This is a genomic window from Rhodococcus sp. 7Tela_A2, assembly GCF_049311045.1.
Lineage (GTDB): Bacteria > Actinomycetota > Actinomycetes > Mycobacteriales > Mycobacteriaceae > Rhodococcus.
Window position 1 is genome coordinate 1 of sequence record NZ_JAXION010000092.1, and the last position, 17194, is coordinate 17194.

Annotated in this window: 16 protein-coding genes and 1 pseudogene; 5 read left to right on the forward strand and 12 right to left on the reverse strand. The window is 66.5% G+C overall.

Going from position 1 to position 17194, the window contains the following annotated elements; all coding sequences use genetic code 11:
- Positions 1–60: 60 nt before the first annotated feature.
- The 8 genes from bfr to TVH25_RS16125 form a co-directional block, all read right to left on the reverse strand.
- Positions 61–537, reverse strand: coding sequence for a bacterioferritin (bfr, locus tag TVH25_RS16090; protein WP_422424795.1), 477 nt, complete (start codon positions 535–537; stop codon positions 61–63).
- 48 nt (positions 538–585) lie between these two features.
- The gene (locus TVH25_RS16095) at positions 586–783 is read right to left on the reverse strand and encodes a (2Fe-2S)-binding protein (protein WP_169621043.1); all 198 of its coding nucleotides are present in this window, start codon (positions 781–783) and stop codon (positions 586–588) included.
- A 138-nt stretch (positions 784–921) separates the two neighbouring features.
- Positions 922–1671 carry an AIM24 family protein gene (locus TVH25_RS16100; protein ID WP_169652830.1) on the reverse strand — a complete coding sequence of 250 codons (750 nt, stop codon included), beginning with the start codon at positions 1669–1671 and terminating at the stop codon, positions 922–924.
- A complete protein-coding gene (locus TVH25_RS16105; RefSeq protein WP_422424797.1) occupies positions 1668–2369 on the reverse strand; it encodes an AIM24 family protein in 702 nt (233 codons plus the stop codon). Before TVH25_RS16105 ends, TVH25_RS16100 begins: the two co-directional genes overlap by 4 nt.
- 8 nt (positions 2370–2377) lie before the next feature.
- On the reverse strand, positions 2378–2998 hold the full coding sequence (locus tag TVH25_RS16110) for an AIM24 family protein (protein ID WP_169621046.1): 621 nt from the start codon (positions 2996–2998) through the stop codon (positions 2378–2380).
- Between the two features lie 106 nt (positions 2999–3104).
- Complete coding sequence (locus tag TVH25_RS16115) at positions 3105–4262, reverse strand: acyl-CoA dehydrogenase family protein (RefSeq protein WP_296550359.1); 1158 nt, start codon at positions 4260–4262, stop codon at positions 3105–3107.
- A gap of 35 nt (positions 4263–4297) precedes the next feature.
- Positions 4298–5491 (reverse strand): acyl-CoA dehydrogenase family protein, encoded by a 1194-nt coding sequence (locus tag TVH25_RS16120; protein ID WP_296550360.1) that lies wholly within the window; start codon positions 5489–5491, stop codon positions 4298–4300.
- Positions 5488–6732, reverse strand: coding sequence for a CoA transferase (locus TVH25_RS16125; protein WP_422424799.1), 1245 nt, complete (start codon positions 6730–6732; stop codon positions 5488–5490). The genes TVH25_RS16120 and TVH25_RS16125 overlap by 4 nt, the downstream gene beginning before the upstream one ends.
- Positions 6733–7023: 291 nt before the next feature.
- On the opposite strand from TVH25_RS16125, the gene TVH25_RS16130 reads away from it, so the two are divergent.
- The 3 genes and pseudogenes from TVH25_RS16130 to TVH25_RS16140 form a co-directional block, all read left to right on the forward strand.
- The gene (locus TVH25_RS16130) at positions 7024–8154 is read left to right on the forward strand and encodes a thiolase family protein (protein WP_422424800.1); all 1131 of its coding nucleotides are present in this window, start codon (positions 7024–7026) and stop codon (positions 8152–8154) included.
- A gap of 37 nt (positions 8155–8191) precedes the next feature.
- Positions 8192–8956: an SDR family NAD(P)-dependent oxidoreductase gene (locus TVH25_RS16135; protein WP_296550362.1), complete on the forward strand. Its 765-nt coding sequence runs from the start codon at positions 8192–8194 to the stop codon at positions 8954–8956.
- Between the two features lie 13 nt (positions 8957–8969).
- Positions 8970–10325: pseudogene (locus tag TVH25_RS16140) on the forward strand (AMP-binding protein); the annotation flags it as partial.
- Positions 10326–10373: 48 nt separating this feature from the next.
- Here the strand turns inward: TVH25_RS16140 and TVH25_RS16145 are convergent.
- Positions 10374–11552, reverse strand: coding sequence for an acyl-CoA dehydrogenase family protein (locus TVH25_RS16145; protein ID WP_422424801.1), 1179 nt, complete (start codon positions 11550–11552; stop codon positions 10374–10376).
- Positions 11553–11718: 166 nt separating this feature from the next.
- Between TVH25_RS16145 and fabG the strand changes: the two genes are divergently transcribed.
- On the forward strand, positions 11719–12459 hold the full coding sequence (gene fabG, locus TVH25_RS16150; protein ID WP_422424802.1) for a 3-oxoacyl-ACP reductase FabG: 741 nt from the start codon (positions 11719–11721) through the stop codon (positions 12457–12459).
- Between the two features lie 40 nt (positions 12460–12499).
- Positions 12500–13711 carry an acetyl-CoA C-acetyltransferase gene (locus TVH25_RS16155; RefSeq protein ID WP_422424803.1) on the forward strand — a complete coding sequence of 404 codons (1212 nt, stop codon included), beginning with the start codon at positions 12500–12502 and terminating at the stop codon, positions 13709–13711.
- Positions 13712–13718: 7 nt separating this feature from the next.
- Here the strand turns inward: TVH25_RS16155 and TVH25_RS16160 are convergent, their stop codons facing one another.
- Genes TVH25_RS16160 through TVH25_RS16170 form a run of 3 tightly spaced genes read right to left on the reverse strand, consistent with a single transcriptional unit; the run spans position 13719 to position 17123 of the window.
- A complete protein-coding gene (locus TVH25_RS16160) occupies positions 13719–14618 on the reverse strand; it encodes a LysR family transcriptional regulator (RefSeq protein ID WP_422424804.1) in 900 nt (299 codons plus the stop codon).
- 2 nt (positions 14619–14620) lie between these two features.
- The gene (locus TVH25_RS16165) at positions 14621–15490 is read right to left on the reverse strand and encodes a LysR family transcriptional regulator (protein WP_422424805.1); all 870 of its coding nucleotides are present in this window, start codon (positions 15488–15490) and stop codon (positions 14621–14623) included.
- Between the two features lie 52 nt (positions 15491–15542).
- Positions 15543–17123 (reverse strand): long-chain-fatty-acid--CoA ligase, encoded by a 1581-nt coding sequence (locus TVH25_RS16170; protein WP_422424806.1) that lies wholly within the window; start codon positions 17121–17123, stop codon positions 15543–15545.
- Positions 17124–17194 lie beyond the last annotated feature (71 nt).

The following is a 17194-nucleotide window of genomic DNA, read 5'->3' on the forward strand; positions in this document are numbered from 1 at the left end:
GGCCGGCCCACTGGGGCGCGCCCGGTTTTCACGGCGAGGGCGCTGCGTGCCCGTAGCTGGTTACTCCGGGGGCGAGATGTGCTGAGCGATGTAGAGCGGTTCGCCCACCTGCTCGAGCAGGTCGAGCTGGGTTTCGAGGTAGTCGATATGTTCTTCCTCGTCGGCGAGGATCGCCTCGAAGATGTTCGCGGAGGTGATGTCGCTGACCGACCGCATGTACTCCGATCCCTTGCGGAGCCGGTCGCGAGCCTCGATCTCGACCTGGAGATCCGCCTGGAGCATCTCCTTCACGGTCTGTCCCAGACGCAGCGAACCGAGCCGCTGGTAGTTGGGCAGTCCGTCGAGGTAGAGAATGCGATCGGTGAGGGTCTCGGCGTGGCGCATTTCGTCGAACGACTCGGCGCGGGTGTGTGCCGCGAGCTTCGACCAACCGCGGTCTTCTTGCATCTTGGAATGCAGGAAGTACTGATTGATGGCGGTGAGTTCCGCCGTCAACTGCTCGTTCAGGTATTCGATGACCTTCTTGTCGCCCTTCATGGCACCTCCCGGGGTGAACCATCAGGTTTACCGCCGGGCAGGGGCTGGCTACACGGCGGTCTCGAGCTCGATCGTCTCATTTCGGACGCGCGCCTGCCGGATGATCGCCGAGATGTTGCGTACGCAGTTGCCGCAGTCGGTTCCTGCGCGGCACGCGGCGCTCACTTCGCGGGTGCATCGTGCGCCCGCTGCCACCTCTGCTTCGATGTGGTGGTGCGTGAGGGCGTGGCAACTACAGACGATCATGTGAGCCACCATCCTGAGGTTGTTAGGTTGCCCAAACCTTACCTCTGGTTAGGTCTGCCTATCCTGTGAGCGTAGTCACAATTCGATCTACTTTGCTCCGCGCGGTGTCCGGTCTCACGTCACCGTCCGGTACCCCTGTTAGCCCTGTTGCATCTGTTGCGAAACGACGTGATTGATGCGGTGCAGACCGCTTTGTGAGAGGCCCGGAATTTGATGCTCGAGGGTACGGACCAGCGATGAGTCGTCGATCACCTTCTCGCTCGACTGGACGAGCACCGTCCCGGCGCCGGTGAAGTCGAACTGGCGTTCCTCCCCCGACTGGACCCCGAACCGGCGTGCGCCGGCGGAGACGAATCCCGTGATCCACGATTCGTCGTAATGGTGGCTCGGGGACGGACAGTCGGCCCAGCCGACGAGTGCCTCGGGATCGACGCGCAGCGGCGGTTCGGCGAACATCACCGGTCCGTTCGACGACGCGAGGAACCGTCCCGTCCCGATCAGCGTGAGGAATCCCGGCACGATCGACTGATTCAGCGACAGACCCGGCTCGAAGGCCAGCAGGTTCGACTGCCGGATCGTGAGGTTGCCGTCGTCGAGATCGTAGGAGTTGATGTCGTAACCGCGGTCCCCGAGGATCAGCTTCCCGAAGCCGTCCGCCACCACGTAGTCGCCGAGATACATCGGTGCCGAGAACCGGCGGGCCACCATGTCGAGCAGGCCACCCTGAAGTCCGTGGGTGAGGGCGGAGAACCGCACCTGCCCGTAGTACGCGATCATCGCGCCCTTCGACAGGAACCACGGCGTCTGCAGGTCGATGCAGTAGGCGTAGCTGTTTCCGGGAACGTTGTCGCTCTCGGTGAAGCTCGCGGGATTGAGGACGACGCTCACAGTTTCTCCTCCGATGCCTGCACGTAGACGATGCCTTGACCGGTGCACTCGAGTTGCAAGGCCTCTCCGCCGCTGCGGCCCACATTGCGCCAGCTCATCGACGATTTCAGTTCGGTACGGACCGCACCGCTCGCCGCGACGAAGGCCTGGGGATCGACGATCACGGGCGCAGGTCCACCCACACGAAGTTCGAAGACGCCGCCGTGCGCGAGCAGCACCGCGGCGCCGTAGCCGGACAGCTGTGTCGTGAACATTCCCGTGCCGGTCACCGCGCCCGTCGCGGCGCCCCGGAGTGCGCCCAGCAGGCCGCCGCCTCCCCCACCCGCCTGCGCGGCACCCGACGACACCACCGTGCTCTGCAGCCCCGCCGTGTGTGCAAGCAGCCGCGACGCATCCACGCGAAGCTCCCCGCCGGCGGACATGTCCACCACATGGGTCTCCAGTCCGCGGAATCCGTAGTGCACGGTGCCGTTGCCCTGAGCGAGCATGGTCGACTCGTGCTCGCCCTGCATCATCCGCCCGGCCATGCCGGCGAGCCCGCCGAGACCGGGAGCGCTTCCTGCCCCGCCGGGCACGCCGTGGGGAGCGAAGCGAACGTCACCGGTGTAGAAGAGCATCGCGCCGCGACGAGCGACGACGGGTCCCGACCGGTTCAGGTCCACGCTGACGACCTTGCTGTTGACCTTGGTGAAAGTCACTCTCGCCCCTACCGTTCCGCCGGCTGGATGGACACCACGCCCGTGCCGTCCCATTTGAGGGAGAAGGCTTCGCCACTGCCCTGTCCGACCACCGACCGCCACGACACGTCGGTGACGAAGGACTGCGTCAGTTGTCCCTTGGCACAGACGAATGCGTCGGGATCGACGACGAGGGGATACTGCGGCGACACCTCGAGATGGATCAGCGGACCACCCGCGGACAGCAACGCGACCTGACCCGTGCCCGACACCGTCGTGGTGAACAGGCCCTGCCCGCTCATGCCGCCTCGCAATCCTGCGAACGTCACGTTGGTGTTCAGGTTGCCGTTCAGCGCGAGCAGTTGCTCGGACTCGACCTGCAGGGTCTCGTTGTTCAGTTCGAGAATCGTGACGTCCTGCCCCTGATGTGCGAGGTAGACGACGCCCGTCCCGGTGCATTCCATCAGCGACAAGCCCTCGCCCGTGGCGCGCTGGCGCAGACCCGCGAGGACGCCTTCACCACCGCCGAAGCCTGCCGATTTGAACGCGACCTGTCCCTCGTAGGCCACCATCGAGCCCGACAGGGCCCGGATCCCGGAGTTGCTCAACTGGGCCTCGATGACCCGTTTCGATTTCACGAGCAGTCGCATGTCGCGAACGATATCGGGTGGGCGATCGCACCGCGCAGCCGCATTCGCGACCGACGGGGGCGCCCCCCCCCCCCGGGCGGGGGGGGGCCCCGTCGCGGCAGTCGTCCTACAACCCGAGATCCTTCGCGATGATCGTCTTCATGACCTCGCTGGTACCGCCGAAGATCCGGGTCACGCGCGTGTCCGCGTACAGGCGCGCGATCGGGTATTCGGTGATGTAGCCGTAGCCACCGTGCAACTGCAGGCACTTGTCGATGATGCGACCGGCCGCTTCGGTGGAGAAGAGCTTCGCCCGCGCCGCGTCGGCCACCGACAGTTCGCCGCGGTCGTTGAGTTCGATCGCGTTGTCGACCATGATCTGCATCGCCTGCAACTCCGTCGAGCATTCGGCGAGCACGAACTTCGAGTTCTGGAACGAGGCCACCGGCTTGCCGAACACCGTGCGTTCCTTGGTGTATGCGATCGCATGATCGATCGCCGCGGCTGCCGTCGCGGCCGCGCCGAAGGCGATGGTCAGCCGTTCCTGCGCGAGATTCTGGGTCAGGTACGAGAACGCTTCCCCTTCGTTGCCGAGCAGGTCGGTCACGGGGACCTTCACGTCGTCGAACGACAACTCGGCTGTGTCGGACGTCTTCAGCCCGATCTTGTCGAGTTTGCGCCCGACGGCGAACCCTTCGCTCGTGGTGTCGACGACGAGCATCGACAGGCCACCACGGCGGTTCTCCGGGTCGAACGGCGAGGTCCGGCACACCAGGAGGATCCGATCGGCGAGTGCGCCGCCGGTGATGAACGTCTTGGAGCCGTTGACGACGTAGTGGCTGCCGTCGTCCGAAAGCTTCGCCGTGGTCGAGATGTTCGCGAGGTCGGACCCGGTGCCGGGCTCGGTCATCGCGATCGCGAACATCAGGTCACCCGAGGCGAATCCGGGGATCCACCGCTGCTTCTGCTCGTCCGTCGCGTGCTGCATGATGTACGGCAGGATCAGGTTCGAATGCACCGAGTACGAGCCGAACGTCACGCCCGCAGCGGCGGTCTCCTCCGTCACCACGACGTTGAACTTCAGCGACGACTCGCCGCCGCCGCCGTACTCTTCGGGCGCCTGGATCCCGAGAATTCCGAGGTCACCGAGGCGGTTGTAGAACTTGCGGGGAGGATGGCCCTCGGTCTCCCACTCGTGGTAGACGGGCGTGACCTCTTTGGCGATGAAATCGCGGACCGTCTGACGGAACGCTTCGTGGTCTTCGTCGAACACCGTACGCTGCACGCGGATTCCTTCCGGAGTTGAAGTGGGGCAGACGGTTACAGGGCGTAGTCGCGGAGGACACCTTTGCTGATGATCGTCTTCTGGATTTCGCTGGTGCCTTCCCCGATGAGCAGGAAGGGTGCCTCGCGCATGAGGCGTTCGATTTCGTACTCCTTGGAATAGCCGTACCCGCCGTGGATGCGGAAGCTGGCCTGGGTGACTTCCGAGCAGTACTCGCTCGCGAGGTACTTCGCCATCCCTGCCGCGACGTCGTTGCGCTCGCCCGAATCCTTCAGGCGCGCCGCGTTGACCATCATCAGGTGCGCTGCTTCGACCTTGGTGGCCATCTCGGCGAGCGAAAACGAGATCGCCTGGTGTTGTGCGATGGGCTTGCCGAAGGTGCTGCGCTGCTGCGCGTACCGGGCGGCGAGTTCGAACGCGCGGATCGCCACACCGCAGGCGCGGGCGGACACGTTGACCCGACCGACTTCCACTCCGTCCATCATGTGGGAGAACCCGCGACCCGGGATGCCGCCGAGGATCGACTCGGCCGAAGCCTTGTAGTTGTCGAAGACGAGTTCGGTGGTGTCGATGCCCTTGTACCCCATTTTGTCGATCTTGCCGGGGATCGTGAGACCGGGAGCGACTTCGCCGAATCCCGCCGGTTTCTCGACGAGGAAGGTCGTGAGGTTCTTGTGGGGTTTGTCGGCGCCTTCCTCGGTCTTCACGAGTGCTGCGACGAGTGTCGAGCTACCACCGTTGGTCAGCCACATCTTCTGGCCGTTGATGATGTAGTTGCCACCGGCGTCGCGCTTGGCTTTGGTGCGGATCGCCGCGACGTCGGAACCGAGTTCGGGCTCGGACATCGAGAACGCACCCCGTACTTCGCCGGTTGCCATGCGTGGCAGGAAGTGTTCCTTCTGGGCGTCGGTTCCGTGCTGACGGATCATGTACGCCACGATGAAATGCGTGTTGATGACCCCGGAGACACTCATCCATCCCCGAGCGAGTTCCTCGACGCACAAGGCGTAAGTCAGCAGCGACTCGCCGAGTCCGCCGTACTCTTCGGGAATCATCAGACCGAACAGGCCCATCTCGCGCATCCGGTCGACGATCGCCTGCGGATAGGTGTCCGAATGCTCGAGTTCCTGTGCATTCGGGATGATCTCGCGCTCGACGAACGTGCGGACGGTGTCGAGTATCTCGGACTGGAATTCCGTGAGTCCGAGGGTCTGGGCGAGGCGGGTCATGCGTGGTCCTTCTGCTGGGTGCGGACGGCGCCGGCGGCGGCGAGCGCATCGATCTCGTCGTCGGTCAAACCGAGATGCTCGGACAGGACGGCGGCAGTGTCGTCACCGTTGGCGGGTGCGGGCCGGACTGTCGGGTGAACTCCGTCGAACGACATCGGTGTGCTCGGTGCGAGGTGTTCGCCGATGCGGGGCTGGTCGAGTTTCTGGAACATCGGGTTGTCGGTCACGCGCGGGTCGCGCGCCAGTTCGGCGAAGGTGCGGTACCGCTCGTGCAGAATCGACGTGGCGCCGAGAGCCGCCTCGACCTCGGCGGCGGTCCGCTTGCCGAACCACGCGCCGAACAGGCTGTCGAGCACGTGGCGATGTTCGAAGCGGGCGCCTTCGTCGCGGAAGTCGACGTCGAGCGCGGCTTCGAGTGCGGTGACGGCGGCGGCGGTCCCGGTGAGTTCGGTGAGGTCGCGGAAATGCCGGGGCGTCAGGGCGACGATCATGAAACGGGCACCGTCGGCGGTGGCGAAGTCGCACCCGTAGGTGCCGTAGACGGCATTCCCGATTCGGGTGCGACCGGAACCTCCGAGCTGAGCTTCGGCGAGGTAGCCCAGGTTCCCTACGGTTGCGAATGCGACGTCCTCCAGTGGAAGGACGATCTTCGTTCCGGCGCCGGTGATTTCGCGTCGGTACACAGCGGACGCGATCGACAGGGCGGCATAGAGACCGCATGCGACGTCCCACGCCGGCAGGACGTGGTTGACCGGATCGGAGAGGTTCTCGGGTCCGGTGACCCGAGGGAAACCCGCCGCGGCGTTGACGGTGTAATCGACGGCACCGGTGCCGTCGGCGCGTCCGAGGCCCAGGACATGGATGAGGTCGGGCCGGATCGCGGCGAGTTCGTCGTAGTCGAGCCACTGCCGCCCCGCGGCGTTGGTGACGAGGATCCCGGCATCGATCACGAGATCGCGGATCAGTTGCTGAGCATCGGGGTTGCGGAAGTCTGCGGCGAACGAGCGCTTGCCCTTGTTGAGACCCGCCCAGTAGATGGACTCGTTGTCCTCGGTGAGGGGCCAGCGCTTGTAGTCGGCAGCGCCACCGATCGGGTCGACGCGGATCACGTCGGCCCCGAGATGCGCGAGCGTCATGCCGCACAGAGGCGCGGCTACGAAGCTCGATACTTCGACCACGCGCACGCCCGCGAGGGGTGCGGTGGACGAGGGCAGCCCGTCGGTGGAAGGGGTGGAGTTCATGCCTGCTCGCCTGTCCTGGTCGCGGTCGTTCGGGTCGTGCTGCCCGAACCTGATGTCCAGTCAGCATGCAACAGGGATTCACCGGGGACCAGAGCGGTTCGGCTATCGATCGGTTAGCGCAGACCAATACCGTTCGAGCGCCGTTCGGTGGCGGCTGCTGTTCCGTCATTCCGGCCGGCATAGCTTCCACCTAACGGAAGCTTCCGCCGAAAGTCTTTCCTTCACCGTCGTGCGCGTGGTCCCCTCGACGGTGAGAACAACGCACCCGTCTGCACCAGAGAAGGACATCTCATGCGTGATGCCGTGATCGTCGACGCCGTCCGTACACCCATAGGCCGTCGCGGGGGTGCGCTGTCCGAGATTCACCCCGCCGATCTGTCGGCCCACGTGCTCACCGCCCTGGCCGACCGCACCGGCCTCGACCCTGCGACCGTCGACGACGTGGTGTGGGGCTGCGTGAGCCAGGTCGGTGAACAGGCCGGGATCGTCGCCCGTACCGCGGTCTTTGCGGCGGGCTGGCCCGTGTCCGTTCCCGCGACCACCGTCAACCGTGCGTGTGGGTCGAGCCAGCAGGCGGTCGCATTCGCCGCGGCAACCGTGATCTCGGGCCAGAACGACGTGGTGATCGCCGGTGGGGTCGAGACCATGAGCCGCGTCCCCATGGGTAGCGCCGCCAAGAACGGTGAGCATTTCCCGCCGAACGTGCTCGAGCGGTTCGGAGTCGAGGGCTTCAGCCAGGGAATCGGCGCCGAGATGGTCGCCGAGAAATGGGGACTCTCCCGCACCCGGCTCGACGAGTACTCGCTGCGCTCGCACGAACTGTCCGCAGCTGCCACCGACTCGGGGGCCTTCGAAAAGCAGCTCGCACCCGTCGCGGGCCTGACCTCGGACGAAGGTATCCGGCGCGGCGGCACCGTCGAATCGCTGGCGAAGCTGAAGACAGTGTTCAAGGAGAACGGCGTGATCCACGCCGGAAACTCCTCGCAGATCTCCGACGGTGCAGGCGCACTGCTGGTCACCACCAGCGAGTACGCCGCGGCACACGGCTGGACACCGATCGCGCGGATCCACACCACCGTCGTCGCTGCCGACGACCCGGTCGTCATGCTCACCGGCCCCATCCCCGCCACGGCGAAAGTGCTGAAACGTTCCGGCCTGTCGATCGACGAGATCGGTGCATTCGAGATCAACGAGGCGTTCGCCCCCGTACCCCTCGCATGGCTCGCCGAGACCGGCGCGGACAGCACCCGCGTCAATGCGCTCGGCGGTGCGATCGGTGTCGGCCACCCGCTGGGCGGGTCCGGTGCGATTCTCATGACCCGCCTCGTGCACCACATGCGCGACAACAACATCCGCTACGGTCTGCAGTCGATGTGCGAGGCCGGCGGAATGGCGAACGCGACCGTCCTCGAACTGCTCTGATCACGCGCTCGCACTCCACGACAGGAAACGAACGAATATGGAACTGAAGGGTCTTTCCGTCGCCGTCACCGGCGGGGCATCCGGTCTCGGTCTTGCCACCGCCCGTCGTGTGCTCGCGGCCGGCGGTACCGTCACCCTCATCGACCTGCCGTCGTCGAACGGCGCGGACATCGCCACCGAACTCGGTGACGGCGCGATCTTCGCGCCCGCCGACATCACCGACGAGGAGCAGTTCGCAGCCGCACTGGACGTCGCACACGAACGCGGTGGCCTCCGGGGCCTCGTGCACTGCGCCGGTGCCGGTCGCAAGATGCGCATCCTCGACAAGAACGGCAAGGCCGGGTCGCTCGAGGATTTCGAGTTCGTGATCCGGCTCAACCTGACCGGTTCCTTCAACGCACTGCGACTCGGCGCCGAGCGCATGGCCGAACTCGAACCGATCGACGGAGAGCGTGGCGCGATCGTGATGACGGCGTCGGCTGCCGCGTTCGAAGGACAGATCGGGCAGATCAACTACTCCGCGTCCAAAGCCGGCATCGTCGGAATGACGATCGTCGCGGCCCGCGACCTCGCGAGCAAGGGTATCCGCGTCAACACCATCGCACCCGGCATCATGGATACCCCGTTGCTGGCGCGACTGCGCGAGGACGTGCGCAAGTCGCTGGAAGCGACCGTGCCGAATCCCTCGCGGCTGGGCGACCCCGACGAATTCGGCCGTCTCGCAGTCAATATCCTCGAGAACGGTTACCTCAACGGCGAGACGATCCGTCTCGACGGAGCCATCCGCATGGCACCGCGCTGATCGGGGCGCGGCAATGAATCCCAGCAGTTCGACGTGGACGTCGACGAGCCTGTCGTATCCGCAGACGTCGATGGCGGTGTGGGCGTCGAGCATGGCGGCCGCGTACGGCGACCGGCCCGCGATCGTCGACGGTGAGCGCGTGTACAGCTACCGCGAACTCGACGAGCAGTCGGCGCAATTCGCTCGTGCGCTTGGCTCCACGGGTGTGGAACCTGGTGACGTCGTGCTCCTCCACCTCGGGAACTGCGCTGAATTCCACGTCGCGTACTACGGGGCGCTCCGTGTGGGTGCGGCTGTGGCGCCGGTGAATCCGTTGCTGCCCGAGCCTGAATTGCGCCGACGGATCGAGGAGACCGGTGCTGTCGCGGCCGTCACCGGGCAACAACAATTCGACACGCTCCTGCGCGCTCAGGCCGATACGACGGTCGGTCTGATCGCGGTCGTCTCGGACGAGGCGGTGCGCGGCGGCAACCCCGCGACGATGCGCTTCAGCGATGTGATCGCCGGGCAGCGCACGTCGTTCATCCCCGCGACCGTATCCCCCGGCGACGTTGCACACATCGCGTATACCGGTGGCACAACGGGCATTTCGAAAGGCGTGCGCGTTCTACATCGCAACGTCCTGGCCAACGTCACGCAGATGTGCGGGTGGTGTGCCGGCACTCAGCTGGTAGCCGGGCCGGACGGTCTCGTGACCCTCGAGCCCATCGAAGGCCTCGATATCGCGGGTGTGGTCCCGGGCACCGGATCCACAATTGTGGTGTCACCGCTGTTCCACGCGCACGCACTGATCAACACGTCGTTCCTGCTCATGTGCGGTGTGACCCAGGTGTTGTCGGGCAGGTTCGACCCTGCCCGCGTGCTGAAGGAGATCGAGCAGCACCGCGTCTCGTACATCACCGGTACGCCGGCGATGTGGCACGCGCTGGCGATCCACCCGGACGTGGCGTCGCGAGACCTCTCGTCGGTACGTGCGGTGTCGTGCGGAGCTGCCCCGGTCGACCCCGGGACGCTCGATAATCTCCGGCGCGCATTCCCCGGCGCCCGTGTGGCCGAGGAATACGGGCTCACCGAAGCCACCTGCGTCGTCACGGCAGTGCCGCTCGTCGCCGATGTCGAGTACCGGCTCGGTAGTGTCGGCCTCCCTGTGTTCGACACCGAGATCGAGATCCGCGCGCAGGGCGATCCGTCGCTCGTTCTCGGAGACGGCGAGCACGGCGAACTGTGGGTGCGCGGCCCCCAGGTCACCGACGGCTACCTGGGGCATCCTGAGATCACCGCACAGCAGTACGTCGACGGGTGGCTCGCCACCGGCGACATCGCTCACCGGGATGCCGACGGGTTCGTCTATATCGCCGATCGTGGGCGGGCAAGATCCTGAAGACGGATCTACGCGAGCGGGTCCGGAAGCGCACGATCAACCGCGCTGCGCCGCCTTCACCAGCCCGCCACCGATGATCAGACGCTGAATCTCGCTGGTGCCCTCGTACAGTCGCAGCAGACGCACGTCGCGGTAGATCCGCTCGACCGGCACCTCCCGCATGTAGCCGGTGCCCCCGTGGATCTGGACAGCCAGATCCGCAACCTTGCCCACCATCTCGGTGCAGAACAGCTTGGCCACCGACGGTGCGATGCGCCGGTCGGTCTCTTCGACCCATGCTCGTGCCGCATCGCGCACCAGTGCGCGACCGGCCATTACGCCCGTCTGCTGGTCGGCGATCATCGCCTGCACGAGCTGGAAGTTCCCGATGGGCGCACCGCCCTGGGTGGCGGTCGCCGCGTAGGCCACCGACTCGTCGAGTGCCCGCTGCGCCTGCCCGACCGACAGGGCGGCGATGTGCACGCGGCCCCGGGCGAGCGAGACCATCGCTGCCTTGTACCCCACGTCCTCGCTGCCCCCGACCAGCGCGGAGGCGGGAACCCGCACGCCGTCGAAGTGCACGTCGGCGGTCCAGGCGCCCTCCTGGCCCATCTTCGAGTCCTTGCCCGCCACCTGCACGCCGTCGGTGCCGGCCGGGACGAGGAACACCGCGATGCCGGGGCCGTTGTCATCGGCGGGCCGGGTACGGGCGAAGACGACGAACAGGTCTGCCAGCGGCGCGTTGGTGATGAACCGTTTCTCGCCGGTGATCACCCAGTCGTCCCCGTCGCGCACGGCCTGGGTGCGCAGTCCGGACGGATTCGATCCGGCGCCGGGTTCGGTGAGAGCGAAGGACGCGACGACCTCCCCTGAGGCGATGCCTTCGAGCCACTGCCGCTTCTGCTCGCCGGTGCCGAAGTTGACCAGCACCTGACCGGCGATTCCGTTGTTGGTGCCGAACATCGAGCGCAACGCCAGGGTGGTGTACCCGAACTCCATCGCCAGTTCGACGTCCTGCATCAAATTCAGGCCGAGCCCGCCCCACTGCTGGGGAATGGCGTACCCGAACAGACCCATCTCCTCGGCGGCCCGGCGGATGTCGTCGGGGATTGCGTCGGTCTCGGCGATCTCCTGTTCTCGCGGCACGACCACGGTGCGCACGAACGCCCGGGTCTGGGCGAGGATCTCGCGGAAGTCGTCGTCGTCGACCTCGGTGGCCGGTGTCGAGAGTGTCATGTCCTCAACTCTCCGCGTTGGCCGCACAGGTTGTCCAATACGAATAGCGCCCTTCCCGTATAGGCAGTGTCGATGGATGAGTAGGGGTGTGACCCCATATCCCGCCGTTATATTCGACGCATCCACACGTCTGCGGGCACTTCTCGACCCGCCGAAAGGAAACCTGATGTCTTTGCTGGAGAACCGCACTGCTGTCGTTACCGGCGGTGCCCAGGGAATCGGTTTTGCCATCGCGCGCGAATTCGTCGACGCGGGTGCTCGCGTGGTGATCGGTGACCTGGACCTCGATGCTGCCACCGCGGCGGCAGAGAAACTCGGCGGACGCGAGGTCGCCCGCGCGGTGCGCAGCAACGTCGTCGAAGCAGATGACTGGGACACACTGCTGGCAGAGGCTGTCGACGGATTCGGCTCGCTCGACGTGGTGGTCAACAACGCCGGCATCACCCGCGACGCCACCATGCGCACGATGACGGAAGAAGACTTCGACCTCGTGATCGACGTGCACCTCAAGGGCACGTGGCACGGCACCCGCAAGGCCTCGGCGATCATGCGGGAGGCCAAGCGCGGCGCGATCGTCAACATCTCGTCGTTGTCGGGCAAGGTGGGCATGGTCGGTCAGACGAACTACTCGGCGGCGAAGGCGGGCATCGTCGGTCTGACGAAAGCGGCTGCCAAGGAGATGGCGCATCACGGCGTGCGCATCAATGCAATCCAGCCCGGTCTGATCCGCTCCGCGATGACCGAGGCCATGCCGCAGAAGGCATGGGATCGGAAGATGAGTGAAATTCCGATGGGACGGCCGGGCGAGGTTGCCGAAGTTGCTTCCGTCGCATTGTTTCTCGCATCGGATATGTCGTCGTACATGACCGGCACCGTTCTCGAGGTCACCGGCGGCCGCTTCATGTGACGCTCGGACGTCACCTCGTCACTCCTTCCGAAAGGCCGTCATGCGCGAAGTTGTCATCTGTGAACCTGTCCGGACCCCCATCGGTCGCTACGGCGGAATGTTCAAGTCCCTCACCGCCGTCGATCTCGGCGTCGCGGCACTGAAGGGTCTGCTCGACCGCACGGGCATCGCTCCCGACGAGATCGGGGACGTCATCCTCGGTCACTGCAACGGCAACAGTGAGGCTCCCGCGATCGGCCGGGTCGTCGCGCTCGACGCGGGCCTGCCCGTCACCGTCCCGGGCATGCACATCGATCGCCGTTGCGGATCGGGTCTTCAGGCCGTGATCCAGGCGGCGTTGCAGGTGGGCAACGGAGACAACGACCTTGTCGTCGCCGGCGGCACCGAGTCGATGAGCAATGCCGCGTTCTACTCCACCGATATCCGCTGGGGCGGCGCCCGCACGGGCGTGCAGATGCACGACGGTCTGGTGCGTGCCCGGTCCACCGCCGGTGGCCGCTTCTACCCGGTGGCCGGTGGCATGATCGAAACTGCCGAGAACCTGCGTGCCGAATATTCGATCTCCCGCGCGGAGCAGGACGAACTTGCCCTCAACTCGCACGTACGGGCGGTGGCAGCGCAGAACAACGGCATCCTCGCGGAGGAAATCGTGCCGGTCACGGTGAGTACCCGTGAAGGTGAGCAGGTCATCGACACCGACGAGCATCCTCGCGCCGGCATCAGCCTCGAGTCGCTCGCCGCGCTCCGTCCCGTCATGGGCACGCAGGACCCCGATGCCACCGTGACCGCCGGCAACGCCAGCGGTCAGAACGACGCCGCGTCGATGGCACTGGTCACCACCCCGCAGAAGGCCGCCGAGTTGGGTCTGACACCGCTGGTGCGCATCGTGTCGTGGGGCGTGGCAGGGGTCGCGCCCAAGGTCATGGGCATCGGTCCGGTGCCGGCGACCGAGATCGCTCTCGCCAAGGCCGGAATCGCGCTCGCCGATGTCGATGTCATCGAATTGAACGAGGCGTTCGCCGCTCAAGCGCTGGCGGTGACCCGCGAGTGGAAGTTCGGTGCCGCGGACTTCGAGCGCACCAACGTCCACGGTTCCGGCATCTCACTCGGTCACCCCGTAGGTGCGACCGGCGGCCGGATGCTCGCGACACTCGCCCGCGAGTTGCAGCGCCGCGAGGGCCGCTACGGCCTCGAGACCATGTGCATCGGTGGCGGACAGGGTCTCGCGGCGATCTTCGAACGCGTGTCCTGACCGCTGCTCAGGGCTGGGTCGTGGGGGGCCCGCCCCGGGGCCCCCCCCCCCCCCCCCCCCACGCCCGCCCGGCTTTCGACAGGGATTCGGGTGCGAAGGCGAGACCGAACGGCCGGGTGAACGTGGGTTCGCACGCCCGCACGACGGCGACGTCCTGGGCTGCCTCGGCCAGAGAACGTTCGACGAACGAACCGCCGAGCCCGGCGAGCACCATCGGCAGCCGCGCTTCGCGGTGGGCGGTCAGCACCGCGATCGGGCGTCGCACCCCTGCCCGGCGCATCGCGTAGTCGATCTCGTCGCTCATCGACCCACCGCCGCGCGGAACGAACACCATGGGGATGTCGGGCAACGCGGTCAGGGCCACGGGGCCCGGCGGCAGATCCGTGCCCGGTGGGTATGCGAGCCAGTACTCCTGCTCGCCGAGTTCGATCACCTCGAGTCCCACCCCGTCTTCGAGTGGGAGATGGGCGAGCACGAATTCGCAATGTCCGTCGCGGATCACGCCGGAGGCGAGTTCTTCGGACTTGAGGTCGGAGAACCGCACCGTGGACTTGGGGTGGGCGCGCCGGAACCGGGCGACCAGGTCGACGATCGGCCCGCCGGCAAGTGCCGGGAACACCATCAGGTCGAGGCTGCCCGTGACCTCGTCGGTCGGCGCGGAGAGCAACTCTTCCACCGCATCGACATCGCGCAGAATCTGACGGCTGGGACCGATGAGGCTCTTCCCCGCTGCGGTGAGGACCATCCCGCGACCGATGCGGTGGAACAGGTTGACGCCGAGTTCGCGTTCGAGGCTCCGGAGCGCTTGGGACACGGTGGGCTGCGCGACACCCAGCGCGGCGGCGGCACCGTTGATGCCGTCGTTTTCGACGACGGCGAGGAAGTACTCGACCTGACGAAACTCCATGCTCAGGCTCCCGGGGTCTCGGCGGTGGCAGTCGCAAGGAACGCTGCGGCCGCCGGGGACGGTTCCCCGGGGCGCAGCACCAGGCCGACGGGCCGCATGAACGGCGGGTCCAGCGACCGGATCACCGCACTGGGCATTCGCTGCTGGGCCACCTGCCGGGAGACCACCGTCGCTCCGGTGCCGCGCATGACGAACTCCCAGATGGCCGCCGGATGGGCACAGTCGACGACGACGTTCTGCTCACCGAGCAACTCACCCGCGCGCGCAGCACTCGCGCGCGACCCCAGGTCGAGGACGAGCGGAATCTCCCGGACTCGTGCACGAGTCACCGGGTCGGGGACACCGGTGGCGAGGTCGGGGTGCATCGCGAGCACCATTTCCTGTTCGAGGAGCGGGATCGTGATCATGCCCGCGTGCTCGACGGACATGTCGGTGACGCCGATCTCCGCCTCCCCGCGTCGCAGTGCCGCATGGATGCCCGCCGGTCCGTCCGCGTCGGAGATGTTGACGGTGATGCCGGGATAGCGGGCGCGGAACCGCTGGACGAGCGCCACGGCGGGGTGCACGGAGAACGCGGAGAACGTCACGATCTCCACCCGTCCCGCCTCGAGGTCACGGACCGCCGCGACCTTCCGCTTGGCACGGTCGACATCGGCGAGGATGCGGCGTGCCGCAACCTCGAGCGCCCTGCCGTCGTCCGTGAGCGTGAGCCGGCGACCGGTGCGGTCGAAGAGTGTTGTCCCCAGGCGACGTTCCAGGGTGCGGATGGCCTGGGAGAGCGAGGGTTGCGAAATGTAGAGCGACTGAGCAGCTTTCGTGATCCCACCGTGGTCGACGACGGCCACGAAATAGGTCACGAGATGCAGGTCCACGCCGTCATCGTAGGCGACTGCGGAAACCCGGCCGCTGCGCGTGCCTCGGCGTTCAGTTCGGCGGGGTCATCACCGGGGAGGCGGTGTCGGGTGTGCTCAGCGTGGCGCGGAGCGTGCGTTTGAGGATCTTGCCGCTCGCGTTGCGCGGCAGTTCGTCCACGAGGTGGATGCGCTGCGGTTTCTTGTACGACGCGAGACGCCCGGCGGTGAAGGCGACGAGTTCCTGCTCGGAGGGGCGTTCGACGCCGTCGGCGATGCGGACGACAGCGGTGACTGCTTCTCCCCAGCGCGGGTCCGGGAGGCCCACCACCGCTACCTCGGCGACTGCGGGATGTTCCGCGAGCACGGCTTCCACCTCGACGGGATATACATTTTCTCCGCCGGTGATGATCATGTCCTTGACCCGGTCGGTGACGAACAGGTAGCCGTTCTCGTCGAGGTACCCGGCGTCGCCGGTCCGCAGGAAGCCGTCCTCGGTGTACAGCGCCGCTGATTCGGCGTCGCGACGCCAGTAGCCCGAGACGTTGTTGCGGGAACGCGACACGATCTCCCCGGTCTCACCCTGCGGAAGCGGTTCACCCGTTGCGATATCGCGGATCTGGACCTCGGTGCCCGGCAGGGGTGTACCGGCAGAACGGAGAAGGTGGGTGCGCGTCCCGCGGGGATCGTGGTCGCCGGAGCGCAGTGCGGTGAGCGCGCCCATCGTCTCCGTCATGCCGTAGCGCTGCACCATCCGGCAGCCCAGGGTGTCCATCGTCCGCTCGAGCAGCGTGGGGGTGATCGGCGACGCACCGTACGCGATCACCTTCAGACTCGACAGATCGTAGTTCGCCAGGTCGGGTAGTTCGAGCAGCATGCCGATCGCTGACGGCACCATGAATATATGGGTGACGCGGTGTTCGGCGATCGTCGCCGCCACCTGCGCTGGACGCATCTCACCGAGCAGAATCGTGTGCACACCCGCAGACAACGACGTGGTGAGCCAACCCGCGCCCGCGATGTGGAACAGCGGGAGGGCGTCCAGCGAAACGGATGCGTCCTCGAATTCGTACAGGGCAAAGGTTTCCGGGACGTTGTACAGATTGCGGTGAACCGCGACAACACCTTTCGGCCTGCCCGTGGTGCCGGAAGTATAGAGCTGCAGGAACGCCGTTTCGGGGTCGTCGCCCGCTCCGGGGTCGATGTTGTCCCCCGACGCGACGAACTCCTCCCACGACCGCGCCCCGGCGACAGCGGCGCCGTCACCGGCCACGACGATATGCACGTGCGGCAGTGCCGCCGCGATCGCTGCTGCCGACGCAGAGAATTCCGGCTCGACGATCAAGACCTCCAGCCCGGCGTCCACCGCGATCGCCGCGACCTCGCCGGGAGTGAGACGCCAGTTGAGCGGGGTGAAGACGAGACCGGCCTTCGCGCACCCGACGAGGGTCGCCGCACCGGGCAGGCCCATGCGCAGCAACGCACCGATGCGACCGGGTGCCGATGCCAACGTGGTCAGCGCAGACGCCACCCGGTTGGTGCAGGAGTCGAATTCCCCGTAGGTCAAGGTTGTGTCACCTGCGGTGACTGCCGGCCGGTCGCGGCGCTCGACTGCGAATCGCCGGATTCTGTTCGGGAGGTGCAGTTCGCTCACTCGTGCTCCTGGTCGGCAACGCGCGGGCCGGCGGGCCCGCGCGGCGTCAGTCGCACACCGTCGTGGGGGGG

Bases quoted from the DNA above. Each gene is read 5' to 3' on its own strand.
- bfr (WP_422424795.1), bottom strand. From the start codon at position 537: ATGAAGGGCGACAAGAAGGTCATCGAATACCTGAACGAGCAGTTGACG.
- TVH25_RS16095 (WP_169621043.1), bottom strand. From the start codon at position 783: ATGATCGTCTGTAGTTGCCACGCCCTCACGCACCACCACATCGAAGCA.
- TVH25_RS16110 (WP_169621046.1), bottom strand. From the start codon at position 2,998: ATGCGACTGCTCGTGAAATCGAAACGGGTCATCGAGGCCCAGTTGAGC.
- TVH25_RS16120 (WP_296550360.1), bottom strand. From the start codon at position 5,491: ATGACCCGCCTCGCCCAGACCCTCGGACTCACGGAATTCCAGTCCGAG.
- TVH25_RS16125 (WP_422424799.1), bottom strand. From the start codon at position 6,732: ATGAACTCCACCCCTTCCACCGACGGGCTGCCCTCGTCCACCGCACCC.
- TVH25_RS16130 (WP_422424800.1), top strand. From the start codon at position 7,024: ATGCGTGATGCCGTGATCGTCGACGCCGTCCGTACACCCATAGGCCGT.
- TVH25_RS16135 (WP_296550362.1), top strand. From the start codon at position 8,192: ATGGAACTGAAGGGTCTTTCCGTCGCCGTCACCGGCGGGGCATCCGGT.
- TVH25_RS16145 (WP_422424801.1), bottom strand. From the start codon at position 11,552: ATGACACTCTCGACACCGGCCACCGAGGTCGACGACGACGACTTCCGC.
- fabG (WP_422424802.1), top strand. From the start codon at position 11,719: ATGTCTTTGCTGGAGAACCGCACTGCTGTCGTTACCGGCGGTGCCCAG.
- TVH25_RS16155 (WP_422424803.1), top strand. From the start codon at position 12,500: ATGCGCGAAGTTGTCATCTGTGAACCTGTCCGGACCCCCATCGGTCGC.
- TVH25_RS16160 (WP_422424804.1), bottom strand. From the start codon at position 14,618: ATGGAGTTTCGTCAGGTCGAGTACTTCCTCGCCGTCGTCGAAAACGAC.